Source organism: Nostoc sp. KVJ3 (genome assembly GCF_026127265.1).
Classification (GTDB): Bacteria; Cyanobacteriota; Cyanobacteriia; order Cyanobacteriales; family Nostocaceae; genus Nostoc.
On sequence record NZ_WWFG01000012.1, the window covers coordinates 12,740 to 37,376 of the forward strand.

General features: G+C 41.0%; 27 protein-coding genes. 15 read left to right on the top strand and 12 right to left on the bottom strand.

The genetic code is table 11. The features are described from left to right. Positions 1 to 211: 211 nt before the first annotated feature. The 3 genes from GTQ43_RS39190 to GTQ43_RS39200 all read right to left on the bottom strand — a co-directional run bounded on the left by GTQ43_RS39190 (position 212) and on the right by GTQ43_RS39200 (position 2,222). Positions 212 to 625: an Imm1 family immunity protein gene (locus GTQ43_RS39190; protein WP_265278027.1), complete on the bottom strand. Its 414-nt coding sequence runs from the start codon at positions 623 to 625 to the stop codon at positions 212 to 214. 8 nt (positions 626 to 633) lie between these two features. Beyond that, entirely contained in the window at positions 634 to 1,341 is a 708-nt protein-coding gene (locus tag GTQ43_RS39195) for a deaminase (protein ID WP_265278028.1), read from the bottom strand. Between the two features lie 266 nt (positions 1,342 to 1,607). Continuing rightward, complete coding sequence (locus GTQ43_RS39200; RefSeq protein ID WP_265278029.1) at positions 1,608 to 2,222, bottom strand: MarR family transcriptional regulator; 615 nt, start codon at positions 2,220 to 2,222, stop codon at positions 1,608 to 1,610. Positions 2,223 to 2,267: 45 nt separating this feature from the next. On the opposite strand from GTQ43_RS39200, the gene GTQ43_RS39205 reads away from it, so the two are divergent. Both GTQ43_RS39205 and GTQ43_RS39210 read left to right on the top strand, forming a co-directional pair. Next, positions 2,268 to 2,414, top strand: a complete 147-nt coding sequence (locus GTQ43_RS39205) for a hypothetical protein (RefSeq protein WP_265278030.1) — start codon at positions 2,268 to 2,270, stop codon at positions 2,412 to 2,414. Positions 2,415 to 2,532: 118 nt separating this feature from the next. Then, on the top strand, positions 2,533 to 3,333 hold the full coding sequence (locus tag GTQ43_RS39210; RefSeq protein ID WP_265278031.1) for a hypothetical protein: 801 nt from the start codon (positions 2,533 to 2,535) through the stop codon (positions 3,331 to 3,333). A gap of 347 nt (positions 3,334 to 3,680) precedes the next feature. Here the strand turns inward: GTQ43_RS39210 and GTQ43_RS39215 are convergent, their stop codons facing one another. The 4 genes from GTQ43_RS39215 to GTQ43_RS39230 all read right to left on the bottom strand — a co-directional run bounded on the left by GTQ43_RS39215 (position 3,681) and on the right by GTQ43_RS39230 (position 6,761). Then, positions 3,681 to 4,301 (bottom strand): restriction endonuclease, encoded by a 621-nt coding sequence (locus tag GTQ43_RS39215; protein WP_265278032.1) that lies wholly within the window; start codon positions 4,299 to 4,301, stop codon positions 3,681 to 3,683. A gap of 193 nt (positions 4,302 to 4,494) precedes the next feature. Then, complete coding sequence (locus GTQ43_RS39220; protein WP_265278033.1) at positions 4,495 to 5,586, bottom strand: PIN domain-containing protein; 1,092 nt, start codon at positions 5,584 to 5,586, stop codon at positions 4,495 to 4,497. A 245-nt stretch (positions 5,587 to 5,831) separates the two neighbouring features. Beyond that, a complete protein-coding gene (locus tag GTQ43_RS39225; protein WP_265278034.1) occupies positions 5,832 to 6,434 on the bottom strand; it encodes a tyrosine-type recombinase/integrase in 603 nt (200 codons plus the stop codon). 114 nt (positions 6,435 to 6,548) lie between these two features. Further along, complete coding sequence (locus GTQ43_RS39230; RefSeq protein WP_265278035.1) at positions 6,549 to 6,761, bottom strand: hypothetical protein; 213 nt, start codon at positions 6,759 to 6,761, stop codon at positions 6,549 to 6,551. Between the two features lie 803 nt (positions 6,762 to 7,564). Here GTQ43_RS39230 and GTQ43_RS39235 point away from each other — a divergent pair. The 3 genes from GTQ43_RS39235 to GTQ43_RS39245 all read left to right on the top strand — a co-directional run bounded on the left by GTQ43_RS39235 (position 7,565) and on the right by GTQ43_RS39245 (position 9,748). After that, complete coding sequence (locus tag GTQ43_RS39235; protein WP_265278036.1) at positions 7,565 to 8,389, top strand: hypothetical protein; 825 nt, start codon at positions 7,565 to 7,567, stop codon at positions 8,387 to 8,389. Next, complete coding sequence (locus GTQ43_RS39240) at positions 8,365 to 8,751, top strand: type II toxin-antitoxin system PemK/MazF family toxin (RefSeq protein WP_265278038.1); 387 nt, start codon at positions 8,365 to 8,367, stop codon at positions 8,749 to 8,751. Before GTQ43_RS39235 ends, GTQ43_RS39240 begins: the two co-directional genes overlap by 25 nt. A gap of 283 nt (positions 8,752 to 9,034) precedes the next feature. Further along, on the top strand, positions 9,035 to 9,748 hold the full coding sequence (locus GTQ43_RS39245; protein ID WP_265278039.1) for a pentapeptide repeat-containing protein: 714 nt from the start codon (positions 9,035 to 9,037) through the stop codon (positions 9,746 to 9,748). Positions 9,749 to 10,382: 634 nt separating this feature from the next. On the opposite strand, the gene GTQ43_RS39250 is transcribed toward GTQ43_RS39245, so the two are convergent. From GTQ43_RS39250 to GTQ43_RS39260, 3 genes are all read right to left on the bottom strand, one after another. Then, entirely contained in the window at positions 10,383 to 12,278 is a 1,896-nt protein-coding gene (locus GTQ43_RS39250; protein WP_265278040.1) for a DEAD/DEAH box helicase, read from the bottom strand. A gap of 152 nt (positions 12,279 to 12,430) precedes the next feature. Further along, positions 12,431 to 15,652 (bottom strand): hypothetical protein, encoded by a 3,222-nt coding sequence (locus GTQ43_RS39255; RefSeq protein ID WP_265278041.1) that lies wholly within the window; start codon positions 15,650 to 15,652, stop codon positions 12,431 to 12,433. Between the two features lie 380 nt (positions 15,653 to 16,032). Further along, positions 16,033 to 16,203 carry a plasmid partition protein ParG gene (locus GTQ43_RS39260; protein ID WP_265278042.1) on the bottom strand — a complete coding sequence of 57 codons (171 nt, stop codon included), beginning with the start codon at positions 16,201 to 16,203 and terminating at the stop codon, positions 16,033 to 16,035. A gap of 256 nt (positions 16,204 to 16,459) precedes the next feature. On the opposite strand from GTQ43_RS39260, the gene GTQ43_RS39265 reads away from it, so the two are divergent. From GTQ43_RS39265 to GTQ43_RS39300, 8 genes are all read left to right on the top strand, one after another. Beyond that, entirely contained in the window at positions 16,460 to 17,518 is a 1,059-nt protein-coding gene (locus GTQ43_RS39265; RefSeq protein WP_265278043.1) for a ParM/StbA family protein, read from the top strand. Continuing rightward, on the top strand, positions 17,505 to 17,732 hold the full coding sequence (locus tag GTQ43_RS39270) for a hypothetical protein (protein WP_196516384.1): 228 nt from the start codon (positions 17,505 to 17,507) through the stop codon (positions 17,730 to 17,732). Before GTQ43_RS39265 ends, GTQ43_RS39270 begins: the two co-directional genes overlap by 14 nt. 2 nt (positions 17,733 to 17,734) lie before the next feature. Further along, on the top strand, positions 17,735 to 17,971 hold the full coding sequence (locus tag GTQ43_RS39275; protein WP_265278044.1) for a hypothetical protein: 237 nt from the start codon (positions 17,735 to 17,737) through the stop codon (positions 17,969 to 17,971). Further along, entirely contained in the window at positions 17,968 to 18,243 is a 276-nt protein-coding gene (locus tag GTQ43_RS39280; RefSeq protein WP_265278045.1) for a hypothetical protein, read from the top strand. Before GTQ43_RS39275 ends, GTQ43_RS39280 begins: the two co-directional genes overlap by 4 nt. Positions 18,244 to 18,492: 249 nt before the next feature. Next, on the top strand, positions 18,493 to 18,936 hold the full coding sequence (locus tag GTQ43_RS39285; protein ID WP_265278046.1) for a hypothetical protein: 444 nt from the start codon (positions 18,493 to 18,495) through the stop codon (positions 18,934 to 18,936). A 12-nt stretch (positions 18,937 to 18,948) separates the two neighbouring features. After that, entirely contained in the window at positions 18,949 to 19,665 is a 717-nt protein-coding gene (locus tag GTQ43_RS39290) for a hypothetical protein (RefSeq protein ID WP_265278047.1), read from the top strand. 24 nt (positions 19,666 to 19,689) lie between these two features. Next, positions 19,690 to 20,238, top strand: a complete 549-nt coding sequence (locus GTQ43_RS39295) for a hypothetical protein (RefSeq protein ID WP_265278048.1) — start codon at positions 19,690 to 19,692, stop codon at positions 20,236 to 20,238. Beyond that, positions 20,235 to 22,079, top strand: coding sequence for a hypothetical protein (locus GTQ43_RS39300; RefSeq protein WP_265278050.1), 1,845 nt, complete (start codon positions 20,235 to 20,237; stop codon positions 22,077 to 22,079). Before GTQ43_RS39295 ends, GTQ43_RS39300 begins: the two co-directional genes overlap by 4 nt. 308 nt (positions 22,080 to 22,387) lie before the next feature. On the opposite strand, the gene GTQ43_RS39305 is transcribed toward GTQ43_RS39300, so the two are convergent. Both GTQ43_RS39305 and GTQ43_RS39310 read right to left on the bottom strand, forming a co-directional pair. Continuing rightward, positions 22,388 to 22,963 carry a hypothetical protein gene (locus GTQ43_RS39305; protein WP_265278051.1) on the bottom strand — a complete coding sequence of 192 codons (576 nt, stop codon included), beginning with the start codon at positions 22,961 to 22,963 and terminating at the stop codon, positions 22,388 to 22,390. A 10-nt stretch (positions 22,964 to 22,973) separates the two neighbouring features. Then, a complete protein-coding gene (locus GTQ43_RS39310; RefSeq protein WP_265278052.1) occupies positions 22,974 to 23,213 on the bottom strand; it encodes a hypothetical protein in 240 nt (79 codons plus the stop codon). A gap of 183 nt (positions 23,214 to 23,396) precedes the next feature. Here GTQ43_RS39310 and GTQ43_RS39315 point away from each other — a divergent pair, with 183 nt between their 5' ends. Together GTQ43_RS39315 and GTQ43_RS39320 are read left to right on the top strand one after the other, a co-directional pair. After that, entirely contained in the window at positions 23,397 to 23,618 is a 222-nt protein-coding gene (locus tag GTQ43_RS39315) for a hypothetical protein (RefSeq protein ID WP_265278053.1), read from the top strand. Positions 23,619 to 23,925: 307 nt separating this feature from the next. Beyond that, positions 23,926 to 24,600, top strand: a complete 675-nt coding sequence (locus GTQ43_RS39320) for a MerR family DNA-binding transcriptional regulator (RefSeq protein WP_265278083.1) — start codon at positions 23,926 to 23,928, stop codon at positions 24,598 to 24,600. Positions 24,601 to 24,637 lie beyond the last annotated feature (37 nt).

Consider the following 24,637-nt stretch of genomic DNA (forward strand, 5'->3'; position numbering starts at 1 on the left):
AGCTGATTTGCAATCAGACTGCTGGACTATCAGGTTTGGTAAGTAGGGAGCGATTGTATTCCACGTTAGAGCCATTACGTGTAATTGCTGGCTATATGTATTGATATGGCGTTGAGCCGACAATCGTGTAATTTGGGTTTAAATGGTACAGAGTAGAGCATATACTCTGAACAAAACTTGCCTGCCTGATATAAGATGCGCTGACTATTTCTTATACTCGCTCAACAACTTCATCTTTTTCCCAAATAACTGATTCTTCCATTGTCCCAAGCACCGCGAAAGCTTTGGCAGCTTTAAGGGTTGTATTCAAGTCAACGCAGGACTTGGCAGGATAAACACCTTCTTGCCCTCCAACTATCACGAATTCCTCTATATCTGATTTAGCTGGGTCAACAAGATAATGAAAACTCTCATTATCAAATGTCAAATACACTACATATTTGCCTTTACCACCACCCACAGCCATGTGAGTTTCCCTATCTGTTTCTAGGGTTACAAGTGTTTTTTGATGCCCGTCCAACTCTCTAATAGCTGATTCTATTTCTTGCCAACTATCGGCTTGCTCTACACAACCCCTGTTTTGATTCCCAATCCAATCTTCAACTGAAAATTTTGTTATGAACATAATTAACCTCACTTCAGTGTAATCGTCTGACGACCGCTAGGGCTAATAACTTCTATTTCTTCTAAACCAAGCTGTTTAGCCATTCCTTTCACACCTCCGTTCTGACCACATGCTCTGCAAAGATCCCGATCAACTGTTAAACGCGCTCGACCTCCTCTTAATCCTGCATCAAACGCTTGTTGGAAGGCATCAGCTTCAGCATGTGTGCGACTAATTGGATTTACTTTAAGTGTAATCTTTCTGCGATTGGGATTACTGCCAGCACTAATCCCAAAAAATACGCTATCACCCAGCTCTAACTTTGCGATTGTAGCGCGATCATCCTCACTACCTGCTGGAGTCAGACCAAGCTGTTGCCTATACTCTGCTAATTCTTGAAAAATAAACTTATATATAAGCTGTCGCAGTTCTTGCGCCGGAGCTAAAGTGTTGATATCTGGATTTTTTACTACCTCTTCTTGGCCAACAGGACAGCTATAAACTACATAAGTCCATATTCCTGGATTACCTGCTTCAGCACTTTCACCCTCATAAAAAGTAATCGTTCCATCTTCTTCGCACTCATAATAAGCTGAGTAAATATCTTCCCAATCGCAATCTGAGTTTTCTAGCGTCAATCGAATTGAAGCTAATACGCCAGCAATATGATGAGGTTCAGTTTCTCTCTGGACTAAACGCTCTCCCTCCCACTCAAAGTTGTGTAACTTAAGAGGCATTGTAACAAAGCCTTGAAACAGATAATGGTTCCAGTTTATGAAACCTAAATAATAGCCTAATGCCTAATGTCACCAAGTAATCTTAAAATTACTGTCCCACCAAGGAACTGAGCAGCATAACTAGATGAGAGATAGGGTATTTTTACGCGATGGCATTTCTCAAATCCTCATCAAATATACGAGGACATTGTTTTCTCTATGTCATTTCTCAATTACGTCAACGTCTATTTCTCTTCATTTGGGTTAGGAGAAACGTAACTCCAAGGTTATTTAGATTTTCTCTGTTTTCCAATTGACCAAGCCACTTCTCCACCCTTCCTTTGTCCTGCTCTGGTAAACACAAAACCAGCGTCTTCAAACTTTGAACCGTACCTACAAACTGTAGAAGAAGACAATTTTAGTAAAGTCGCCAGTTCACGAGTGCTGAGTAGCCAACCATTTTTATAAGCTTCTTCCAATGCCCTCAAATGAGCAACTGGATCATTTGCCAGTCCCGGTAGCTGGCGGACGATCGCAGGAATTAGCCGTGTCACTAACCCTTCAATCACTTGCGAAAGTTGGCCGAACTGACTGGCGGTTAGTCCGGCGACTGTTAACTGACTGTCAGACTGACTGGCAGACTCTATGCCAGAATCAAAATTCTCTGACTGACCGCCTCCATGACTTGCGTATTGGTCGGCAAAGTCCGCCATGCTGCCACCCGCTTTCATGTGGGCATCTAGCTGGTCAAGCAGCTCTAACTGCTCTCCACTTACATAAGACTTATTACCGATTTTGGTTGGCTTGATGCCTAACCGATTGATGCGATCGTAGATAACAGATTTAACAATCCCGTATTTATCAGGAAGCTGGGCGACTGGTACCCGGTCTAGTTTGGTCATGGTCGGCGGTCTGACTGGCAGACAGTTTGTGTAACAGCATACACCTTGCTACTGGAAATTAGCAACTGTATCTACCAGCATCAGCCGTCAGAGCGATCGCTAAAGGTTAATCTGGGACTGAATGCTCACAGTCGGCGCTTTTTGGTCGATGTCGTGATAATCTCATTTCCCGCTCCTGAAGTGATCGCTTAATTTTTGGTTGCTTTCTTCTTCACAGGGATGTCGTGATAAGTTTACCGTAGAAGTAGGCTTAAATATATACTATTTACTTATAATACGAAATTACAGACTTATTTAATCTTGTAAAATAATGTCGAATACTCCTTTTCCTCAATATCCTGCTGCTTGCTTGAATAAAGACGATATTATTGCGTACTTAATCCCATATTTGGAAAAAGGATGGGAAATATACCAGGGAAACCAAGAGAATCAGTTTATTATTCGCCTTTTAGATAACCTAAAGCTTTTCATTGAGCTAAAACAGAGTAAATGGCGCATTTCTACAGGTTTAGATATTGATCAATCTCTGGCAATTTGGGCTTTTCCTGAGAATTTAGGCGAATTAGATAGTGCTATAAGACAGGCTGTATCAACTGCCTCTGTAGCAAGTCCTAGTGGTACAAGAATTGAATGGTCTTCAGTACCAACTACTGTAAGACTTGATGAAGAAAAACCCGCTTCAAATCTTGCCAAGCTAGTTGCTCTTATTGGTAGTTCAAATATTGAAGCAATATTTGACGCATACCTTGATAATAAAGGTTTAGAGACAGTTCTGAATATGGCAACTTTAGGTATAAAAATCTCAACAAATATTCGTTTATTAACATCGACAAAAATGCTGCAATCTTCTAGTGGAGGAACAGCACGTCTGACACCTTCATATATCAAAAGTTGGCAAAATGAATTAGGTTGTAGTGGTCTTGAAATTCGTCATAATTCATATACAGGACATCAACGACGCTTTATGCTTTTGAGTGGAGGGCAGAGTCTAATTGTAGGCCCATCACTAAATAATTTATCAGTCAATGAAGCTTCACATTTGGAATCTGATACGGCCGATATAGTTTTTTTTAATAAAGAATGGGTATCTGCACAGCATTTAATTGTGTGAATTTTCAAAATGCCTACTAATGTGGGTAAATGTGATTTGAACTAAAAAATGAGATTTTAACTCATGATCTGCTTCATAAATGAGTATTTCAGTTTATGCTTCACTTTTAATATTCGAGTTTTTTTACTAATAATGATTATGGTTTAGGGGATGAAAGGAGGGATATGAGCGTCGCTCGTATCCCTCCTTTCGGTTTGATTATCATTATTATTCAGATACGATTTGAGTTGGTGATCGCGCTTGGGGGTTAATCTGGGGTTGAATGCTTTACTGTAGCTCCTTTGAAAGAGATGTCGTCATACTATTAAATCCCGACTAACAGACGATCAATCGCTTGTAGAAAACTTTTACCCTTCTGCCATTATTTTTTTAGCCTCTTCTAGTATTTCTTCATCAGAAAAGTCAGTTCTGTTTATCCCTTGACTCCGACTTGACTGTATCAACTTTTGTTGTGCTTCTTGCAGTGGATAGGTCGTTGTTTGAGATATTAAAGAAGCAAAACCTAGTCCTCCCATTTTGTCAGTAAATGCAGCAACTGACTGATGATGTTCAGGAAAACGAACAAAAAAGTTTTCATCTGTTGAGTTTTGATGAACTTCTATTAACCGTATATTTTCAGCATCTGCTACTTTCTTAGCTCCAGATTGCAGTCCAGATGTGGTTACAATAATTCCAAATTTGGCTCTTACATCTTTAATAATGTAAGCAAATGCAGCTATAATATTTTGGTCTACTCTAGTTTCATTTTTGTAATGCTTGCATTCTATTAATATCAGATCATTTTCATCATATCCATAAGCATCTACCTCCCACTCTGTCCCAGATTTTCCAGAGAATTTCTCTTTTGATTGAATTTTGATATCAAGCAAGTTAAAGTGTTCTTCTAAATATTTTTTAACTCTTTCATCATTAAGAATCGCTCTCGTATATTCTTCATATTTTTTCCAGTCAGTTTGGTTTTCCAACATAAAAATTAATGAGATACACTATAAATATTTATTCAAGTAACCAAAGTTTTAATTCACAAAGCACTAAAAAAATTGGCGTGTAGCTAGTATCTTGATTGCAAAACACCGTTCTCAGTATAAACCGGATGAAAAAACTAACCCTTAAATTCATGACCCATATCATATATTACTGCCATTATTTATGTTTAGCTATTTATTTATAATACAAGTATCCATCATGTACTTTAATTTTTATTCCATCTTCAGTTTCAAGATTAACAGATACTATTTCTGGTTCGTGAGGTTCATCTCTGCTGAAAGACATCTCAATCTCTACTGAGATTTTTTTGTTTAGTTTGAAAACTTCTTCGGTATAGTCAAATATATAATATTTATCATCTTCTTTATCATAAGCAGTCATATCTGGATCAGGATAACTTACATCAGCAGAAAAGGAAATTTCTGCTATAACTGTAAAATGTAAAATCTCATCTTGAATTTCTACTAAATTCTCCTGGAGGAGATTAATATTGTTTACAGTAATCTTTTCAATCTCACCATCTACATCTACTAAATCAAATAGCTCTAGTTCTTCAAACTTATCAGTTATCTCATTTTTTATTTCTTCTCTATATTCTGTAAACCATTGGTGTGCAATTGAAGATATGTACTTATCTTCGGCATTAATCAAGTCAAATAATTCATCTAAAGTCGCAATTGAAATTAGATAATTACTTGCATCGCAAGCTGCTTTCATATCGCTGTCATTGCTAATAACGTACATATTTTTATTATTATCACAACACCATTTCTCCAATGCTGAGATTGTAAACGCATCTGGAAACTCAGATTTTTTCTTCGCTTCTCCGAATGGTGGTTGTTGATTAAAATATTTATCAAAAATTATTTCTACGGCTACATTCTTAGTAGGGATTATGTTAACAATATAATTAATTTCTGAAAATAGAGAAAGTTGTTTTGATTCTGTAAAATCTCTTAACTCTGCTTCGTAATGTTTCAGCACTAAATCTCTATCATAATTAAAAATGGGTTCAAAAGATGGTACTCCTCTGAGAATTTTAGCTTTAATCTTAAATTTATTGACTGATTCTGTAACTTCTTCGATTTGTTTTTTTAAGTTGGCTTTTATTTCGCGGATAGTAATGTCTGTTAAATGGAGTGTAATCTTCCCATTCACGTTAAACGTATACAGTTTTGATAAACGTCCTGATGAAAATTGAAAATTTGCATTAATAAATACTTCTGTATCTATAAAAACCTGGGATGTTTGTAATCTTTTATCCATTTGATTTTATACTTATTCTGAGTTAAATCAGCAGTTTATACTACAATCTGTCGTTTATTTTCCAATGACTGACTGAGGGTGAAATGAGCCAAGAAACATCTCTCAGGGTTCCTAGTTTCTGGGGTCAAATGAGCGCATACAGGTTAATTGGTACTTGGAACATGGCAAAAAATGTTGATGGATAGAATGCTTATGGGATCGCTAATAGCCCTGCAATGTCTTGGGGTCGCTCGACGCAAAGATCGTTACAAATCACCCCAATCAAAATTCAGGAAGCGTCGAGCATTTAACTTTGTATATTTTTCAGTGTGTTTGATATCGCGGTGTCCCAAAAAATCTTGAATCTCTCTAGTGTTATAACCTTGATTCACCAGATAGTAACCGCAAGCATGGCGCATCATGTGACAGTGAACTTTGATATCAAGCCCAGCCTGTGCCGCCAGTCGCCCAAGCAGCTTTCGCACCGCATCAGTGGACATCACCTCACCACGCTCGGAAACGAAAATATATTTGCTATCGGGCAACATCTCTCTGAGTTCTTTGAGCAAAGTTATTTCATCGTCTCTCAAGGGATGCACCCCTGAATCGCTGCCCTTTTCCCTGGTGATGAAAATCTGACGTTCGGCCCACATAAGTGCATCCCATCTTAAACCGCACTTAGCCCCTACAGCTTCCCCTACCCTCAGACCGTGGCGAAACATCATCAGCATCAGTGTATAATCACGGTGAGAATAACGAGCTTTGCGCTCAAGTGCGGCATCGAGGAGAGATCGCACCTCGCTTGGTGTAAGGTATTCTCTAGACCTATAATGCTTGTTAGGTAGACGAGTTGGGGGTGGCAGCCTCATTTATTCTCGCTGGTAGTGTCCGGTGTACGCGTTATATTATGGACAGTCTACTACGCCACGATCCCTATTCCGACGTTGAGAGTCGCGCTACTAAGAAGTTATTGCGAATATTTCTCAATTGATAAATACGTCCATCTTGGGCCAATGCAGAACTTGGCGCAGCGCCTTCTTATGATCGCGGTCGTTGTCTAAACCGTGACTGAAGATTAACTGTATCTCTGACTGCGTTAGAAAGAAAGCGCTGGTGTTGAGACAATTGGAACTTTTTACCGAAAGTCTACCAGCAAAAAATGCCCCTAACAAGCTAAGTAGGGGCAATTGTGTCATTGCAAAACGACCTCGAACTTACCGAGGTATCGTTTTCAACATACTAAGGGTCATCGTGCCAAAACGGGTTTTTTCAAGTGAAGGCGGAATTAAAACCAATCATCTTGATTAGCGTCCATACTCCGCAAAACCGAAAGAATATAATCTAACGATTTTTTCACAGACTTGAGCAAACGCACAGAATTACTGCGAGTAGGAAGGCTGTCTATTAACTGTGCAAATGCGTATTGAGCTTCAGACAAATGATGTAGTAGAAGATTCATATTAGGAGCCAGTAAGTTTTACTGTGCTGCTCTAATAGCACCAAAACAATCTTCTGTATCTTCTATTTATTATACACAGTATTTGACAAAAATTGTAAGATGATGTAGAAAATTTGAAAAATTTGAACAAATCCACTCGTGTAGCACAGGCGAACTGGAAGCAGCTCCCTCGATTAGGCGGTGGCAGGGATGGGCAACAGGTTTTTCGTGGGGTCAACTAGTTTTCGCAAGCCCGCCCCTGCCACTCCGCTGCGCCGCCTAATTGTCTTTCAGTTCTTAATCACTCTTGAAAAGAGCCTACGCTATATCTTACAGAAAATCATGAAGAAACTATCTTAAGCTTTGGTTTTAAAGAAGGCTGTACTCTAAAAGCTACAGAGTAAGCAGCTAGTAGTGTCATGCTACAACTGGCTTAAAAAGATAAAAAAAGATTTACAGCAATTATGCATACACACAAATGAATATTTTGTGCGATCATTGAAACGAAGCAGTATATACGTCATTAATACTCAGGGATAAAATATAAAAGAGGTGATTGGTGTGGCTTCTGTTAAAGAAAAAAGACTAAGTGAAACCTCAAATAATAATGTAGAAGAAATAATCAATGGATTAGAAAAGATTAAATGTGAACTTATAAAGGTAGTAGAAAAAGATTCATTAAATGGTCAAATAATTGATGAAATTAGAACTATTCAATGCATTGTTGATGAAGCAAGAAAAGCTGGGACAAACGGTGTAGAGCCTTTAACAGAGAGAGTTGACAAAGTTTTAGATGCTGTCAACCAAGCAATTATAAAAATAAGTGATTTTCATAAAAATTACACTCAATCATTACCAAATGCAATATTTGAAGACCTTAAATATATTTTAGGTAATTGTGAAGAAAAACTAAATAATTTTAGAGAAAAACTTGAGTTCATAAGGATATCTGTAGAAGATATTACAAAAATCTCTAAATTAGGAAGTAAACTTGACCAAAATAGTGATAAACATACTTTTCAAACTTGGGCTATTGCATTAGAAAAATTTGGAGAAGGATTAGAGGATTTCTTAAATATATATCCACAGTTCCAATTAAGTGAAATTGAAAAATCAGTTGGAGAGATTTTGCTTATTGCTGTATCTAAAAGTCGCAAAGAAAACAGAAAAGAAGGATATAGAAGAAGATTAAGATATGCCGCAAACTTCATCATAAATCTCATTGAATCTAAAAAAAGCTACTTATCACACGAGCAAGTCTACGAAATTTCCGAAGATCAAGATACACTGGTAAAAGAATTCATGATTCTCAGTGAATCAGCATTAAACGAAATTTGGCTCGCTCCAGAGGAAGATGAAGCTTGGAAAGATTTACTGGACACATAACTAAGGGAGATGTCATCGTAATACTTTTCCCTTTCACAGACGGGTCTGATGCTAAACCCAGACCCGTTTTAGTAATCGCAGAAGAAACAAGCAATCTCATTGTCTGTGCAATAACACATAACTCAGGAAGAGATGGAGAGATAAAGTTAGATAACGAAGACTTTCAAGAAGGTAAGCTAAGTGTTGTATCTTTTGTACGACCTAATATGCTACTTACCATTAGCAAAGCTACTGTTAAACGGAAAGTTGGATCAGTTAAGTATTCAAAGTTACAAGAAGTAATTACAGAATTAATAAGTATTATAAACAGACCTGCAAGTAAAGCTTTACCAGCTTCAAAAGCTTTAGAAAGACCAAAGTAAAAATAAAAAACTAAATTTTAATTTATTATTTTTGGAACTTCCCTAATTTTTTCTTTAATAGCACCTCCAGAATTAGCTTTTAATTTTAAAGCAGCTTCTAATAAAAAAACAATTTGAAGTTAGCGAAATTTGTACGCAATCGTTGACGGCTGGTGGCAGCACTGTACATTGCAGTGACTTCCGACTTCAACTTACAACTTCAGCAGCTAGTTGATGGAAGTTGGAAGCCAAGAGTTGGAAGTTAGCGGTTGATTAATTGCGATCGTGCTGTGACTGCGTTGATTTGTCAATAACACAATGTAAGCGACCGAAAACCCTAATCTCTCGTGAGCGAATCCAGCCGATTAACCAAGACTTATCAATCAGCACGACACAACGACTGCTACAACCCGCATCCCAGCGTTGGCTGATAAAACCTGCTTATGATTGCTACGATATTACCACTTGTAGGTATAATCTCTGCTCTGAAGCAACTACACCCTATAGGAGCAAAAGTATGGAGATAACTGCTGAGGAGTTGCGTAGAAGATGTGCTGCTGGGGAAAAGGATTTCGGAGGTATTATAGTTCGAGAAGGCGAAATTCTTGATGGTATTAACCTCAGGGGTGTGAATTTGAGAGGAGCCAGTTTCCATTCCGTCTCCTTGGTTGGAGCTGACTTGAGCCATGCCTTATTGAGTGGAGCGTACCTCTCCGAAGCTGTTTTGGACGGAGCCGATTTGCATGGAGCCGATTTGCATGGAACTGGTTTCTGGAAGGCTAGTCTTCGCAATTGCAATCTCTGCCGTGCCCAGTTGAATGGAGCTGACTTGGGAGTTACTAATTGTCGTGGTGCTAACCTGAGTGAGGCTGACCTGCGAGGAGCTAGGATGGATAATACTAGGTTGAAAGGTGCTAACCTGAGTCATGCCGATCTCAGAGGTGCTGAGGATGTTTACCTTGAAGGGGCCATTCTCCACAAAACCATCATGCCAGATGGAAGTATCCAGAGTAGTTGATGCTGATGTGAGTAGATTTTCAAAAATCGCTAATTCTGGAGCAACTAGAAGTTGTTAATTTTCTAATAATAAATGGCTATTTATTGGCGGCAAAATTATTGGTGTCTACCGGACACCATCTAGACAGGCATCATCGTGACAGTCCCTTTTGTAGTACTACTGTAGATATTTAGTAGTTTTTTGATGAAAGTGATTTGAAATTCACTCAAGTCATCAGTTTTAGCTCAAAAAAACTTTCGCAAAAATTTGGCGTACTGTGCGTCAAAAAATCATATTATTCTTTTCTCGGAGCATAATATCACTGCGACATTTAAAAATGCTGAAATTCTGGCATTTTCCATTGATTTGCCATTACTGTGCCATAATCCTGCCATTGGCGTGCCATAATTATGCCAGTTTTAACCCTAATTCTCAATAGTGATAATTAGTTGAGAAATGAATTTTCAAAATTCCATTAAGATGCCATTAAGATGCCATTGGCGTGCCATAAATCAGCCATAATGGGAGCCAATTTTTGATAATACATAAATTTGCCATAATTCTGCCATTGGGGTAAATTTTTAGTTCGTATGCGAAGTTTTTTTTAGACGAACTCTCTACCGCGCACCTCAATACGATAGTGGTCAACAATCTCCTAGATAAAAAGCCGACGCAAGTAAGATGCCTCATGTATCTCATAAGAACTTGTGGCTGTTCCTTGGCTTGACTGCCAAAAAACAAACACCTCTGAGCCGTCGTCCGAAACCTCCTCGACTACACCGTGCCACAAGTATTTCAAATCGTTAGTCGCGGCGGCGGCTACCGGATCACCTACTTTGAAAGTTACCTGGGATAAGATCGCTGATGGCGTTGGTTTTTCAGCAATATCCTTTTTTAGCTGGTGTATTTTCTTCTGGTAGTGCTTAGGTAACATATCCCAGATCAGCTTTTTAATATCTTCCGTCCTACCCTTCATCAGCCTCTCAATCCGATACCAATTGTTATTTGTCGCTGATTGGCATAAGGGAACTAAAAGCGCATGAGCCAAAATTTCTGTCGGTGAAAAACCAATTTCTAGAATATCTAGTGCTACTCTAATTTCTGCTAGCTGAATATCGGATTGTTGATGGATCAGTTCAGTTAACGAATGGATAAACTTTTTTTCCCGGTTTGGCAGATTCTTGAATCTACTGCCTAATTTGCGAATTTTCACTATCTGCTCAAGGATCTCGAACCGACATTCTGAAGGAATTTCCCGGTACTCCACCTCTAGATCAAATTCCTCTTTATTCTCCTGATTTGGGGTAATATCACTGCTAGAAATTAGTTGCCAAGTTACAGGTTTACTGCAATTGGGGCACGGTGTAGTTAAGAGGGTTTCAAAAGTTTCGCTCCGAGGATTCCAGACCACTTTGCTAGTGATTAAGGCCGACATCGGCTTGAAAACGTGATGGCAGTACCCACAATTGCGTACTCCTGGCGAATTCTTATCTACTGATTCTGGCTTGAGGCTCCAATGCCGATGTTGGTCAGGTGTACCCAGCCTATACCAATTGTCAGTCTGGTCAACTAAAATCGCATACTCCTTACCTGGCGATGGTCGCAGCGCACGCCCAAGCATTTGTAGCCACAAGCTAATTGAAGTTGTAGGTCTAGCACATTGCACCACATCAATGTCTGGGCAATCAAAGCCCTCGGTTAATATCCCACAGTTGCTTATGATCTGCGTTGAACCTGTTCTAAATCTTTCTAAAATCGCTTTACGTTCACCCGTGGGTGTTTCCCCATCGAGATGCTCCGCAGCTATGCCGAACATTTGAAACTGTTTGGCTATCGCCTGACTATGAGACACGTTAACTGCAAAGACAACGGTTTTTTTCCCAAAACAATAATCTTGCCAGCACTTCACTACATCTTCAGCTTTTATCTTGGTTGCAGCCCGTTCTAATTCTTTGATTGTAAAATCTCTACCCTTTGGGGTGAACAATCCCAGTTTGGCAAAACCCCCAATCATTTTGAATTTACACAAGTGTCCCTCAGCTATCAACTGCCCAGTTGTAGCACCAACAACCAGTTTTTCAAACAAGTCTTCAAAGCCATAACCATCAATTCTTTGGGGGGTTGCGGTCACTCCTAAAATTTGGGCATCTGGATACTGAGCAATCAATTGACGATAGCTGTTTGATGCCGCGTGGTGTGCTTCATCAATGATGATTAAATTAGCTTCGGGATATTTTTTCCGACGTGCCAAAGTTTGAATACTGCCAACTTGAATTGGTGCATCAACATTCGGTTTATATCCAGCTTTGATGATTCCTGGAATAATGCCGGTTGCTGCTGCCAGCTTCTCAGCAGCTTGGATAATTAGTTCTTCTCGGTGGGCTACGACTAACACTCCTTGGTTTTTACGAGTGAATTCGCTAGCCAGTGCAGCAAATAAAACTGTCTTGCCTGCGCCTGTTGGCATCACAGCTAATTGCTTGTGACTACCTTTGCGCCAGTTGGCTTCAATTTTCGCTTTACAAATCTCCTGATAGTCTCGCAGCTTCATAAGCTCAACTGAGTGCTTTAATGCTCTCCTTATCTACTTTATACTTCCCAAAAAAGGGAAATTTTCAGACCAACGCGTAAGCCAACCTCGAATGATGGACAAGTATCCGATCTCTGGATGCTCCCTTTAAGACTCATGAAAAATTAACAGGTTCATTCATTGGTGTTACCTCGCTTTAGTCCTTTAACTGTCTTGCGTTCAAGAGGTGTCAACAGGTTCCAAACAGCAGTTTTAAATTCATCCGTCCACTCTTCTATCAATTCATCAATCATTTCCCAAGACTCATCTTCAATGCTCTCCCTAATCAGTTCAGCATTAGCGATAACTTCATCCATTCCACCTGCATTCAGGGGGGTGTTACAGGTGTCACCATTCGGCTCTTGTTCCTGTTGAACATTAGTTTCTTGCTGTAACACCGCCGCATCACCTTGTGGATAGACTCCTGCTAAATCATCGATCGCTTGCTCCCCTGCCACTTTCATTGTCAATAAGCTGTTTGGCATAGCAATAAGCTCATCTGGCACAGCAGTTTCCACACCACCTAAATCTGCTGAAACGCTTTTAGAATCGTCATCGCACACCACCCACACCAATTTAGATTGATTCTCCTTATTCGCAGGTGAAACATTGGGGGGAGTGATTTGATTTTGGTCTGACGAGTCAGTGTTTAATTCAGTGTTTGAGTCAGTCTCTAATTTCGTATTTGATTTTTTTTCTGGAAAATTATCTAAACTGGTGTGGGTGGTGTGGAAGTCTTGATTTATAAGGCTTTCTTGGTGTGGGGGTTGGGGTGGATCTGCTGTGGAATTTTCACTTATTGCTATGGGTGTGTCAGTTATTGACATTGGCACATCATTAAAACTAATTCCTTGCAGTGCCTGTAACTTCCGTTTCCCGGATGGGTGGGGGACGGTAACTAACTTGGCTTTGGGGAATAGTGTTTTAAATCTGGCTATGACTTGGTTGATGGCCTTAACTGTTTTATCACTAGGCTTGGACTGTTCCTGCCAGATAGCTTTCACCTTGCCAGTGCTGGATTCATCAAAGGATAAAGTACCGTTGTCGATGTACCAATTTTCTAGGCGTGACCACAGGTCAAATGCTGTGACGATGGCATCCGACTTGTAACCCAGCCCTGTATCTTTAGAAAATTGGAATAAGTGAGAGTTTTCGGCTTGAATATCCTCTAATGCTTGCTGAGTACATCTGTAGTCAATCCCCTCTTCTATCAATGCCTGTAACCCAGCAATCATCTTATTTAAAAATGCTGGGGCCACACACTCGCGCACAAAATCCAAGTCATAAGAGAATCGAGGGTCTGCTAGTAACTCGTTTGGGTTGTTTGGGTCAGGATTTGACTTAAATGTTTTGCTAAAAACTAGGGCTGCGATGCGGTCAGTAATTGCTTGAATTGTGCCGTGCAGTGCCGGGGTTTCATTCAAGTTGAAGATGCCGATCCCTTCGGGGCTAAATTCGATATGGTCTTTCCCCTTGCGCTCTGAGTGTAAGACGTTACCAGTAGCAAAGAGTTTGAGCGATTGAATTTTATCTAGTCGTGCTGTCTGTGGATTCTCTGATGCCCAATTTACCCGACTGTTGACCAGGGGAAAGAGTGAAAATTTCCGTCCTTCATCATAAGCAGCAAAGTCAGCTAAGGAACAGCTGGTCATACCTTGCTCACCGTAAATGATAGATACTACCTCCCGGATGGAATCTTTACCATTTGAACCCAATCCACAGGCCAGTAGTAGCTTAGATTCCCGTCCTCTACGCTTGCGGACTTCCTTTAGATCGAGACTCGCCCCCAAGTTTCTTAATAAAACTTGTTGTTGAGGTTCGTCTAAACATTCCAGTAAGCGATCGCAATGTCTGGGGTCTGCTTGAGGGTCATACTTGACCAATGGCGGATATGTAAAAAAGTGTTTGTCTGGGTCGTGTTCAACTAAAACTGGCTCTGGTTTGGGGGCTGCCCAATCAACACCTAACACGCCATTAGTACAGTTAACCCCTGGTGGGTTAAGTAATTGCGGGTCAACTTCTACTCGCAGCTTCACCCACTCCAGCAACTCTTTAACTTTGCTTGGTTTGGCGTAGGGGTGGGTAATGACAAAGTTCTTGCCAGTTTTCTTAATAACTTGATACGAATTGCAATAACTCGTAATGCGTGGACGCTCAACTGAATCAGGTGAGTGTTTGTAGTGCAAGCCATCCCAGCAATACAGCAGGCCATCTGCACAAATCCATTTGCGATCGCCGTAAAGGGTGTTAAAACCTTTTTGCAGGAATGTGCTGTCCGGCTCCTCGTCGAAATTAGCAACGTCTATTGAGTCTACATTTTCTGATGATGATTGAGCATCTGCTGTAATTTCTTCTATCTGCTTTAACAGTAGATCCGCTAATTCATCGCCTGTCATGCCCGATTCCAAAATATCTGCTACATCTCCTTTATTTTGCAGATCCGGTTTGATTTTAAGCAAGTCGATGGCAACAAAAGCTACTCCGGCTTGGGCGCAAACCTCTTTAATTCTTTGGGCTTTCTTCCATCCAGTTTCATCATTATCCGCGCAATAAGCTAGTAAAAAATCAATACCCGTAGAATGCTTAATTTGGGTCAAGGATTTTCCAATGTCACCGTCAGAGCAGTTCCCCACCCAAGTAATGCTGGCTAAACCTGACAATCTGCTAGCTTCTACGCACTTTTCCCCTTCATGGGCTAGTAGTACCGGGATGCCATCTATGGATTTGATAATTTCGATTGCTTCGTCCTGTTTATAAGCAGGCCAATAACCTTCTTTCTTCCATGTAGTTTTATTGGTTGTGGGGTCAATTCTGCTGACTGAGAATGTTTTGACTCTGCCTTTGTCTAAGGCTGCACAAGGGCATTCAAACCTGTGAGCTTTGCGCCCGTTGCCATAGTCGTATTCAATAACGGTAATTTGTTTTAATTCTTTCGGTGTGGCTCCATCATCCGATAGCTTGAAGGTGACGGACTTGGGAATGAAATCGGGTGTTATGGGTTGTGGTGTGGTGATTTCACTCTTCAGCCTGCATATTCTTAACTCTGATGGATCTAGGTTTAAAACCTTGGGTAGTGCTGCTGGTTTTTTCGCTTTTAGTGGTTTGAGTCCCAATTGTTGCGTGTAACCACCAAGTTTGTTTTCTTCTAGTACCTCACTCCAAGGTTTGATTGCTTCTCTAATATCAGGGCATTGGCAGTTATTAAAACACTGGTATTTCCCATTACTAGGGTTGATGCCTAAGTTATGTCCACCGCAAGCTGGGCAGATGTATTTATTTTTCTCTCTGGCTGGTTCTAGCTGGTCTACAAAATTGCGAATATCGAAGGAGGCGAGTGCTTGTTGTGTGGTCAACATTAGCGAATACCTCCGATTTGATTCAATTGTTGAAAATTAGCTAGTACAAAAATCGCTGTATTGTCTGTGTAGCAAGTGTCTTCGAGGAATTTAAGGCAGTTAGTTAGCGTGTGATTACTTATTTCTGACAGCAACTGTTTTGATGCTGTAATATAGATACAATGCGCCCTGACGATGTTACCGATGCAATTGTGGTAACGTTCGTTGTAAACTTGTAGTCTAAGCATATTAAATTTTATTAAATCCGGGTCTTCCCGGTATGAGTGAACAAACAACGCTGAATCCGCCAAGATAGGGCGTTGTTAGGAACTAAAAGCTCTCGGTTATAGCCGGGGGCTTTTTGCTAATGTTGTCAGGATTATAGCACTCTGACCATAGTGCTATTTATTTTTAGTTGACTCAGGACTGTTTTCTTCCAGCCATTTATCAAGAAGACCTTTTAGCACTTCATCCATAGTTGTTTTTAACTGTATACAGGCTATTTTGAAGCGATCTCGCTTTTCTTCCTCTACTCGAAATCGTACAAAAACCTGCTTGTTTGAATCATTCATAGCAAAATATTTTTATAGCAAATTAGCAATACTTTACTATTTTCACAAAATAATTAGCATATCCAATTAAATGAATTAATAGCACTATAGTTTTTGTGCTATAGTGCTATTAAGGTAAAAACGCCACGGAATGACCAAACCTGCATTAGATGGGATAAGTGCCAGTGTGCCACCGCATCATTGCAGAGATAGTCAAAACCAAAGCAGCAAGCCTATTTCAGAACTTTGTTAATTAAATATTTTGAGGATTTTTCCCATGACAGATTTGGCAGTTCATACCGAAAATGCCAACACTGGGCAAAAAGGTACACTCACGATCGTCGCTGGTTACGACCTCGGTAATTCCAGCATTAAATTTGTATCATCAGACCGCCAGATAAGATTTCCCAGTTATTTAGAGAATTGCTACTACCGTCCTACAGAGACTCCCACAGAAGGTTACGTTGAGTACCTAGAGGGTGATGCACTAACTAAACTGGACTACAAGCAATGGTTATCGGGCTATGCAGCTTACGATGCCAACCCGAAAAACCATCTTCGGGTTACTGATGATGCTACTGCAAAGGTGAGTCAATCGCTGAAACATCTGCTAGCAGTGCTTTCCTACTACCCTTACAAAGCTTCGATTGAGTTAGTAATCTGTGCATCTTTGCACGAAAGAGGCGATTTAGAAGATCAGCTGATTGAAGCACTCACTGGCCGCCATGTCGTCAAGTTTGGCGGTAAGATTTGCCCCACCGAGGTCAAGATCCATGTTTTGAAGGTTTACGACGAAGGTCATGCAGCGATCGCCGCCTTTGCCCAGAACTTGAACACCAGTAAGCAAAACGTAATTGTTGATATTGGGAATCGGACAGTTATTGCCACTTTAATCGGTTCCAAAGGACATCTAGCTAACCGAAAGACTTTTGATAACGGTGTGGAAGAGTTGATCCGAATGATTTCGGTCAACCCAGACTTTAAGAATCGCTTGGTAGGCGAGATTGCAATGCCGCACCTTATCCGTCAAGGACTAGAAAGCACTGACAAACCCTTTTGGTATGGCAAACAGTTCAGTTTTCAAGATGTCTACCAAAAAGAGTTAGCGCCTTGGGTACAAAAGTCCCTAGCGCCAGTATTCAAGTTTATCCACCCTTGGAAGATTAATGCAGATGTCTGCTTAATTACTGGGGGAGGCTCACGACTGTCATCAGTGAGTGAAGCACTTCAGGCTAAAGGGTTCGTGGTAGCAGACAACCCAGTGTGGGCAAACGCGATTGGGCTTTACCAACTAGCAAAGATGATTCATTTAAGGAGTGTGAATGAACAGCAATGAAAGCATTCGGGTAGTGATTCGTAAGCCCTACCACCCATTACTAAAAAAGCTTGCACAACAAATGAACTTAGACGATTACGGGGAGGTGATTAACTTCCTACTTTTAGAATTCCAGCGAAATGGGTACAACTTCCAAACTGAACAACCGACTGATTCTAAGCTCCAACAACAAGACGAAAAAGATTTAGCCAGCAATCTCGCTGCAATGTTCTAGCTATGAAACCAAACAAAACACTAGGGCTTACTGTTGCTGCTCTTAGCTTTCTAGCCCTCGGCTATTTCGGAGTCCAGTACTTTGGCAGAAACAATATGTTCACCATCGCCGCAGCCGTGGGAGGTGCAGGGGCCATCAGCTATGTACTGCAAAAGCCGAATCAGCCAGAAGCGCCAAGCACTGACCCAGAACCCCAACCCACACCAGTTAAAACCCAAAGGAGGAGAAACAAGTCATGAGCGACCAAGAAACCATGCAGACACAGCCATCGCTAACGACTACCGAAATAATGACCATCATCCTCGGTTGCGAACAGACTTTAAGGTTTGTGCAAGCATCTCCCAATTACAAGCAAATCGAAGCCTCCGAAAAGTTCAGTACATCGAATGACTTAAAAATAGGTGATGCAGTGCAAGCTTTGATGGAGATTCACGAAGCAATCCTAAATATCGAATTCTACTCCCAAGTTGAGGGACAAGCTTATGCTTTCAACGACAACCCTACAGCGTAATTATCTGTACCAATTCCGTGGTCAACAACTGCGTTACAGCCATCAGTCTAATTGTCGAGTCAATGCCTCTTTTGTATTCAATGACTCGAAAGGCAGAAGAAAAGAATTAAGCCAAAACCAAGTACAGAGGGAGGTTATTGAATTAAATGAGTTTTGTGAGAACTGATGATGAAGCGATCGCATCTGCCGGCAAGCTTGGCGATCGCCCATCTGTGCATCGATTGTATACACATAAAGGATTTTAGCAACATGGCACTTGATTACAAAAATCCCAACGATTGGGGACGTTCACCTCTGACCGACTCCGCCCTGAGATTAGAGCAATTCAAAGCAGAAAATCCTGAACAATGGGCAGCAAGGATTTCGGCAGATATTGAGGCACTCTCCACACCAATCTTCGAGAGTGAAGATTACCCACCCTTCACCGGGACGGAATTCTTAGCAACTCATGAAACCATTGATGATCATCCATACTCTGCTGCATTTGGTCAATTCTTGGGTAATGGGATTGACGCGGACATTGCAAATATATTGGCATTTGGTGAGAAAAGATTTGATTTAATTTCTGAAGATTTTGACGACCCCATAAGGCAACTGGCAACGAGAATCTATAGCCGATTTGAAGAGATGGGTTACTGGGATGAAGTGCCCCAAGAGTCAAGCGATCTCAACTACGACAACATACCTTATTAGGGGAATAACGCAATGGACTTTGCAATACGTAATCCGGTAGTTGGTCATAGTTCTCACATTGATGAAAAAGCGCAATCCTGGGGAGGGTTTGAGTCTGATATTCTGGGCTATCTCTCTGATATAAACAAGCTTGAACAATTCGCTGATTATGCGAATAATGCCCAAGAATTATCAGATAGGTTAGAGCCTTTCTTAGACAACGCCAAGGTGGTCTTTGAGGCAATGGAGAAGCTAACAAAAGGGCAGGTCACTTGGACAGAACTTCGTAAACAATACGGCTCTCATGTTGCGGGTGCTATCGCTAAAATTCGCAAACTTAATTCCGAGTTCGATTCGGAAATGAGTAAAATAGATGCCCAAGATAGAGCGGATCTATTGCGAATTGACCAGAAACGTAAACACGCTTTAACCGAAGTTGCAGCCCAATTACACCACGATTTGCAAGCTGAATTGTGGCGGCATGAGAACAAAGTTAGCAGCATCGAAAATAGACAGACTGTACAGGCTGAAAGGCAAGCAATTACTACGGGGTTGAGGGAGAAACGCCAACAACTTTTAGCCCGTGCGAGGTTTGGCTCAAGAGCATTAGAGCCAAACCAAACACCCCAGGAATTAATACCAATTCAATCCCAAAATCATGCGCCATCGTCAAGTGTTAGTGCAACCGGAACAGTTCGCGGTTGGGGTGCAATGTTGGGTAACTTGTGGAACAAATTGGGCGACCGATAACTATTAGTTGAAAGGTTAAGGCTGATGCTAGTAAGGAAACGAAATGAAGATCCTCATAGCGTCAGCCCTTTTTTGCATGAAGGGCTGGCACAAACACCACAACAACATCAGCAGCAGAAACAACCAGAACAGTTACCACCACTGCCAGAAAATAACAGAGGTAGAACATTTAGACGTGCTGGGAATGCTTGTGAGATTGTGGCTGGCAGTTGTTTAAACAGTGCAGTTATTTTTACTTTTCATCTGCTACAAGTTCACCCCGTTGGAATGTTCCTGGCTGTGGGTACTGCACATCTGTATTTTACTGCCACTGCAACAGGTGAAGGGTTTAACAATTTTGTCACTAATCTAATGACTGGATGCAGTGCGTCATTAGCGTTATTGTGTGCGCTTTCCGAACCGATTAGTGAATGGAATGAAGCTCGGACTTCCACACAAACAGCTAATACTTCAATTGAAAAGATGTATCAACCCAAAACTGCTGATTATTCCAGTTGGGGCAGTGGTGCAGGAGTGGCGATATTCGTAGCACTATTAATGATTTTTCTATTTGGTGGCAGGAGAAGTAAATGAATTATTTAAGTGACAAACATAAACAGTTATCCGAGTCGCAACAATCGGGTTTAATGTTGTGGTTTGGTCGTCTGCCAATGGACAAGAAAGCTGTTGCAATTGGGCTAAGTCTGACTGTAGGTATTGGATCAGCTGCGATGGCGTGGCAGGGAACTAGCAGCGACAGAATTTATTTCTGTGTCAAAACCCCAAAGAAAACATTGGTGTGTCATGACTTGAATAACAGACCATTCCGCATGACCCCACATTACTGGGAGCAGTGGAAGAGTGATGGAATGCCCCGGCAGGTAGTGCGTGATCCAGCAACCGGAATTAACGGGTTGGTGAAAGCTACCAACCCATACAAACCGTTTTGGGCGTTTGGTGGATTCCTGGGATTTGCGCTTGCTGGCTGGATGTTGCGCCACTGCCAGGATGAGGAGAAGCAGAGAGCCGTATTTGTTGACATCGCCCAAAAGCGGGATGCAGCAAGAGCAGAGATGGCCGCTCGTTCCGATTTATTGGACAGCTACCGGGATGTTGCGATCGCAGAAGTCCAACTACAAGCCGACTTGGATTTAATCGCTAATGATCGCACTGTTGATATCACCAAAGCTGAGATTTACTCCGACGTTGAGATTCAAGTTGCCCAGCTAGATGCGACTGATGCACTTTTCGAGGCGCAAACGGCGGGGATGACCGAGCAACAGAAGGCAGAGTACATTAAGCAGCTTCGTGAGATGAAAACGCCCTATCTACAAGGGAGCCAGACTCTACAGGGGACGATTGACCCCAACGACAAGGTTACTGGCAACTCCCCAGAGGCGATCGCCCCTGGTGACAAATATCGCTGGATCAACAACACCATCGGCTACCCCACTTTGATATTTGGTGGCATGGGTGCAGGTAAGTCCTGGACTACCAGAGAGATTATTTGGGCAAAGCGTCAAGCCGGTTGGAATCAAATCTTTGTACTTGACCCTCACGGAACAGAAGTTGAATGGCGGGGGGTAAACCTGATTACTGGCTACAAGGAAATAGCCGACTTCATGCAATGGTACATGGCGGAAATGCGCCGCCGTTACAAAGCCTATCGTGAAAGCGGAATGGTTGAGGAGCAATGGACGCAACACTTAAGAGACACAAACCAACATTTCTGTGTAGTCGCTGAGGAGTTTACAACTTGGACGGATAACATAATTGAGCCAATGCCAGACGATTGTGAGGATGAAAAATGGAAGCCCGACCCTGATTTTATTGGTAAATGGTTTCGCTGTGCCATGACCGAATCTCGCAAACAATTAATGATTCCTTTGTTCGTAGCTCACGACCGCACAATGGAGATTTTAGCCAAAGCCAAAGGATTATCAAAACTTCGAGATGCGGCACTGTTAGAAGTAGAACTAATCGCAACTATTGACCCAATTACGACAGAAGCAAAAGCTAGCGGTATGGGTAAAATTAAGCTACCTGGGCATGGGCAATGGATTGATATTGAACTGCCTAAACTTGACCACAAGCGAATTGATTTTCGGCTTGATAAACCTTTGACCAGTGATGAACCGCCAACCATCGATAAAGCCACTTTAGAGCGGATCTATGAACTGGAATTCAATCTTGGTAACAAAGCAGGTGACACCCAAGATGAACCTAATAAACTGTCACCAATGGCGCAAAAACTGTATGAATATCTCACCAGAACTGAACGAATTGAAGCTGATGTAAGAGAGTTTAAGGGCAACTTTAAAGTGGCTGGTGAGAGATTCACTGTTGAGCAAATCAAGGGCTGGATGTATGAAATTGTGGGGGCAGGTATGGCTGACTGGATAGCTGAGGGTGTTATCAGGCTCAATCAAATTTAGTCCCCTTCGGTGGCTGGTGTCTGCTCCCAAAAAGCCCCTTTTTTTGCGGACACCAGACACCAGACACCAAAGCCTGAAACCCTTATACAGCCTAGACACCGCCAGACACCAGCCCAGACACCAAGTGTCTAGATGGTGTCCGCCAGACACCAATAATAAATCAGCCAATAAATAGCCAGTTATTATTAGATCGAGAAAGCAATTACCATATTAGATTTAATGAAATTATTTCAAGTTAATTTAATTAGAGATGAAGGCTGTCCCTTATAGATATTTCTCTGTTGAGATAGCCTGTTTAAATTTTTAAACTAATACTGAGGTCGTCCTTGTACTCCCATGTTTTCTGTACTTTGATTATATATAAAGACCTCTCCAAAACTTTTACCCTGATAAATGTGTTTTTGCTGGTATGGTCCTTCTAAAAATTCCCCCCAACAACAAACAATTAAGTCGGATTTATCTACCATATTTTCTATCTCTATACCGAGTTTTGTACCCACTTCCTGCATCTCTTCTTTAAATGTTTTGATATCTTTCCGATATTCTTCGGGAAGACCTTTATTAAGCTCAAGTAAGTTTTTTATTCTTTGACCAGGTGGTAACTGTTGTTTTATTTTTTTTAATGGATCATAATGTATTAGTAAAATGGCAAGGTTTTTATTTTGCTGCTGACCTAGCCAGGGAATTGTGAAGCTTGGTTCAAGCTCTGCATTAAATAAAACAACATAGTTATTTGGATTATTTTGATTAAATTCAGAGGTATCTAAGTAGGGCTGCCCCTCAATCAAAGTTATATTTTGTGGATTCCATTGTCTTGCTTTTACAGCATCCTCATCACTGGTGTACCGAAACCGAACTAAACTTACATTATGTGTAGATGACATAGACATATTTTTAGATATTTAGCAATGTTCTTACAACTTCATCTTCAGTAACCTCTATTAAATCGTTGCTATGAACTTGTTCTGTTCTTGAACTGAGTTCAATCATTCCACCTATACCAATTAAAATTCTAAGATTTAAGTAATCGTTAACTGAAGATTGGTTAGCTCTAGTTGCAAAAGCAGAAAGACCACTTCCTTCTAAAACTCCATAATTTCCTGTTGCCTTATTCTTATAATATTTTTTAGCCATAGTTTATTTATTCAACACTATTAGTAAAATATCAAATATTTTATTTTCTTGCCGCAGTCGGCTAATCTCCATGAGATGCCAAATCTTGTAAAGATTTGCAGCAAAATCTTTCTACTGCTATGAATCAGCTGTATTGGTATCAAACAGACAATTACCCAGCTACCTTTTCTTACTGCTTATGAAATGGCTGAAAGATTTGGGGTGAAAGTTGACACAATAATTGCTCATGCAAAGCAATGGCGAAATGGGCAACGTTACGACTACAGCTTTGAAGAATGGGCATCTGATTTTGACACCAAGTATCGCTGGCATTTCTTTTGGAACGCTGACTATGAGCCAGTGTTTTACCCAGTTTCATCTAAGTTGTTCACCTTGCACTTACTGAGTTATTGCAATAAACAATAGTTAAACACCAACTGCGCCACGCCGTAAGATTGCGCCGAAATTAGCGCGGCTTACCACTTGGGCAAAACGCTGCTAACGCATCAATCGCCTTAAGAGCCAGCCGCCGACTGCCGCCCCATCTTTAGCTTGCTGAGGGTGCGATTGCGCGGAGCGCATTGCCTCATAAAGGTTTCTTTGAAGAGCCAGAAGCCTTTATCTGTAAGTTATATAGCCCCTAATCTGGTAATTATTAATTTTTTGCATAGGTTTGCATAGGAAAATCTAGATAAATGCATTATAGTAAAGAACAAGAATTGAGGAAAAACCAATTTCAGAGTATGTAAGCCCAAATGAGGCAGCACGACGGCTGGGAGTAAGCGTGGACTCCTTGAGACGATGGGAAGCTGCGGGCAAAATTAATGCAATCCGAACGCCATCTGGGCAGAGAAGATTTGACATGAACTCCTACGTGCCAGGCGATAAACCTGATACAAAGGCTAGCTCAAAAAAGGTAAAGACAACAGATGATGAATCAACCCTGCGTCAGATAGCTAAGGGAATAGTTCAGTATGCACAGCAAATGCAAAAGCTAAAACTTTTTCCTTATCCAGTAGTTCTGCAACTGGGAGTAGAAAAATTACAAGCTATTTGTGTGATGCAAAATAAAACACAACCTCAAGGAATTCCAGATTTCCTCAGTAACTGGGCAGAACATCCTATTAGAGATTGGACTATTGAAATTGACTGTCCAGAAGAGTGGAAGGATGTTCAATTTGTAGAAGACCGAAAGCCTAGTGGATTTTGTATTGAATTAGATGGGTCATATATTAACGAAGCCGAGCGGATTCAAAAAGAGGTCATGGAAGAAGTTTTTAGAAAGTCCGCACAAGACCCAAACCTATATGTAGATTTTCGTCGCTTACTTGTTACCAACTCTGTGATCACAAAGGGAGAGCGAGATATTAAAGCTGTTCTGCAACTCAAGCCATTACAAAAGTCTTAGAAGATAGTTATGAAGAAGCTCCAGCCTCTTACAAAAA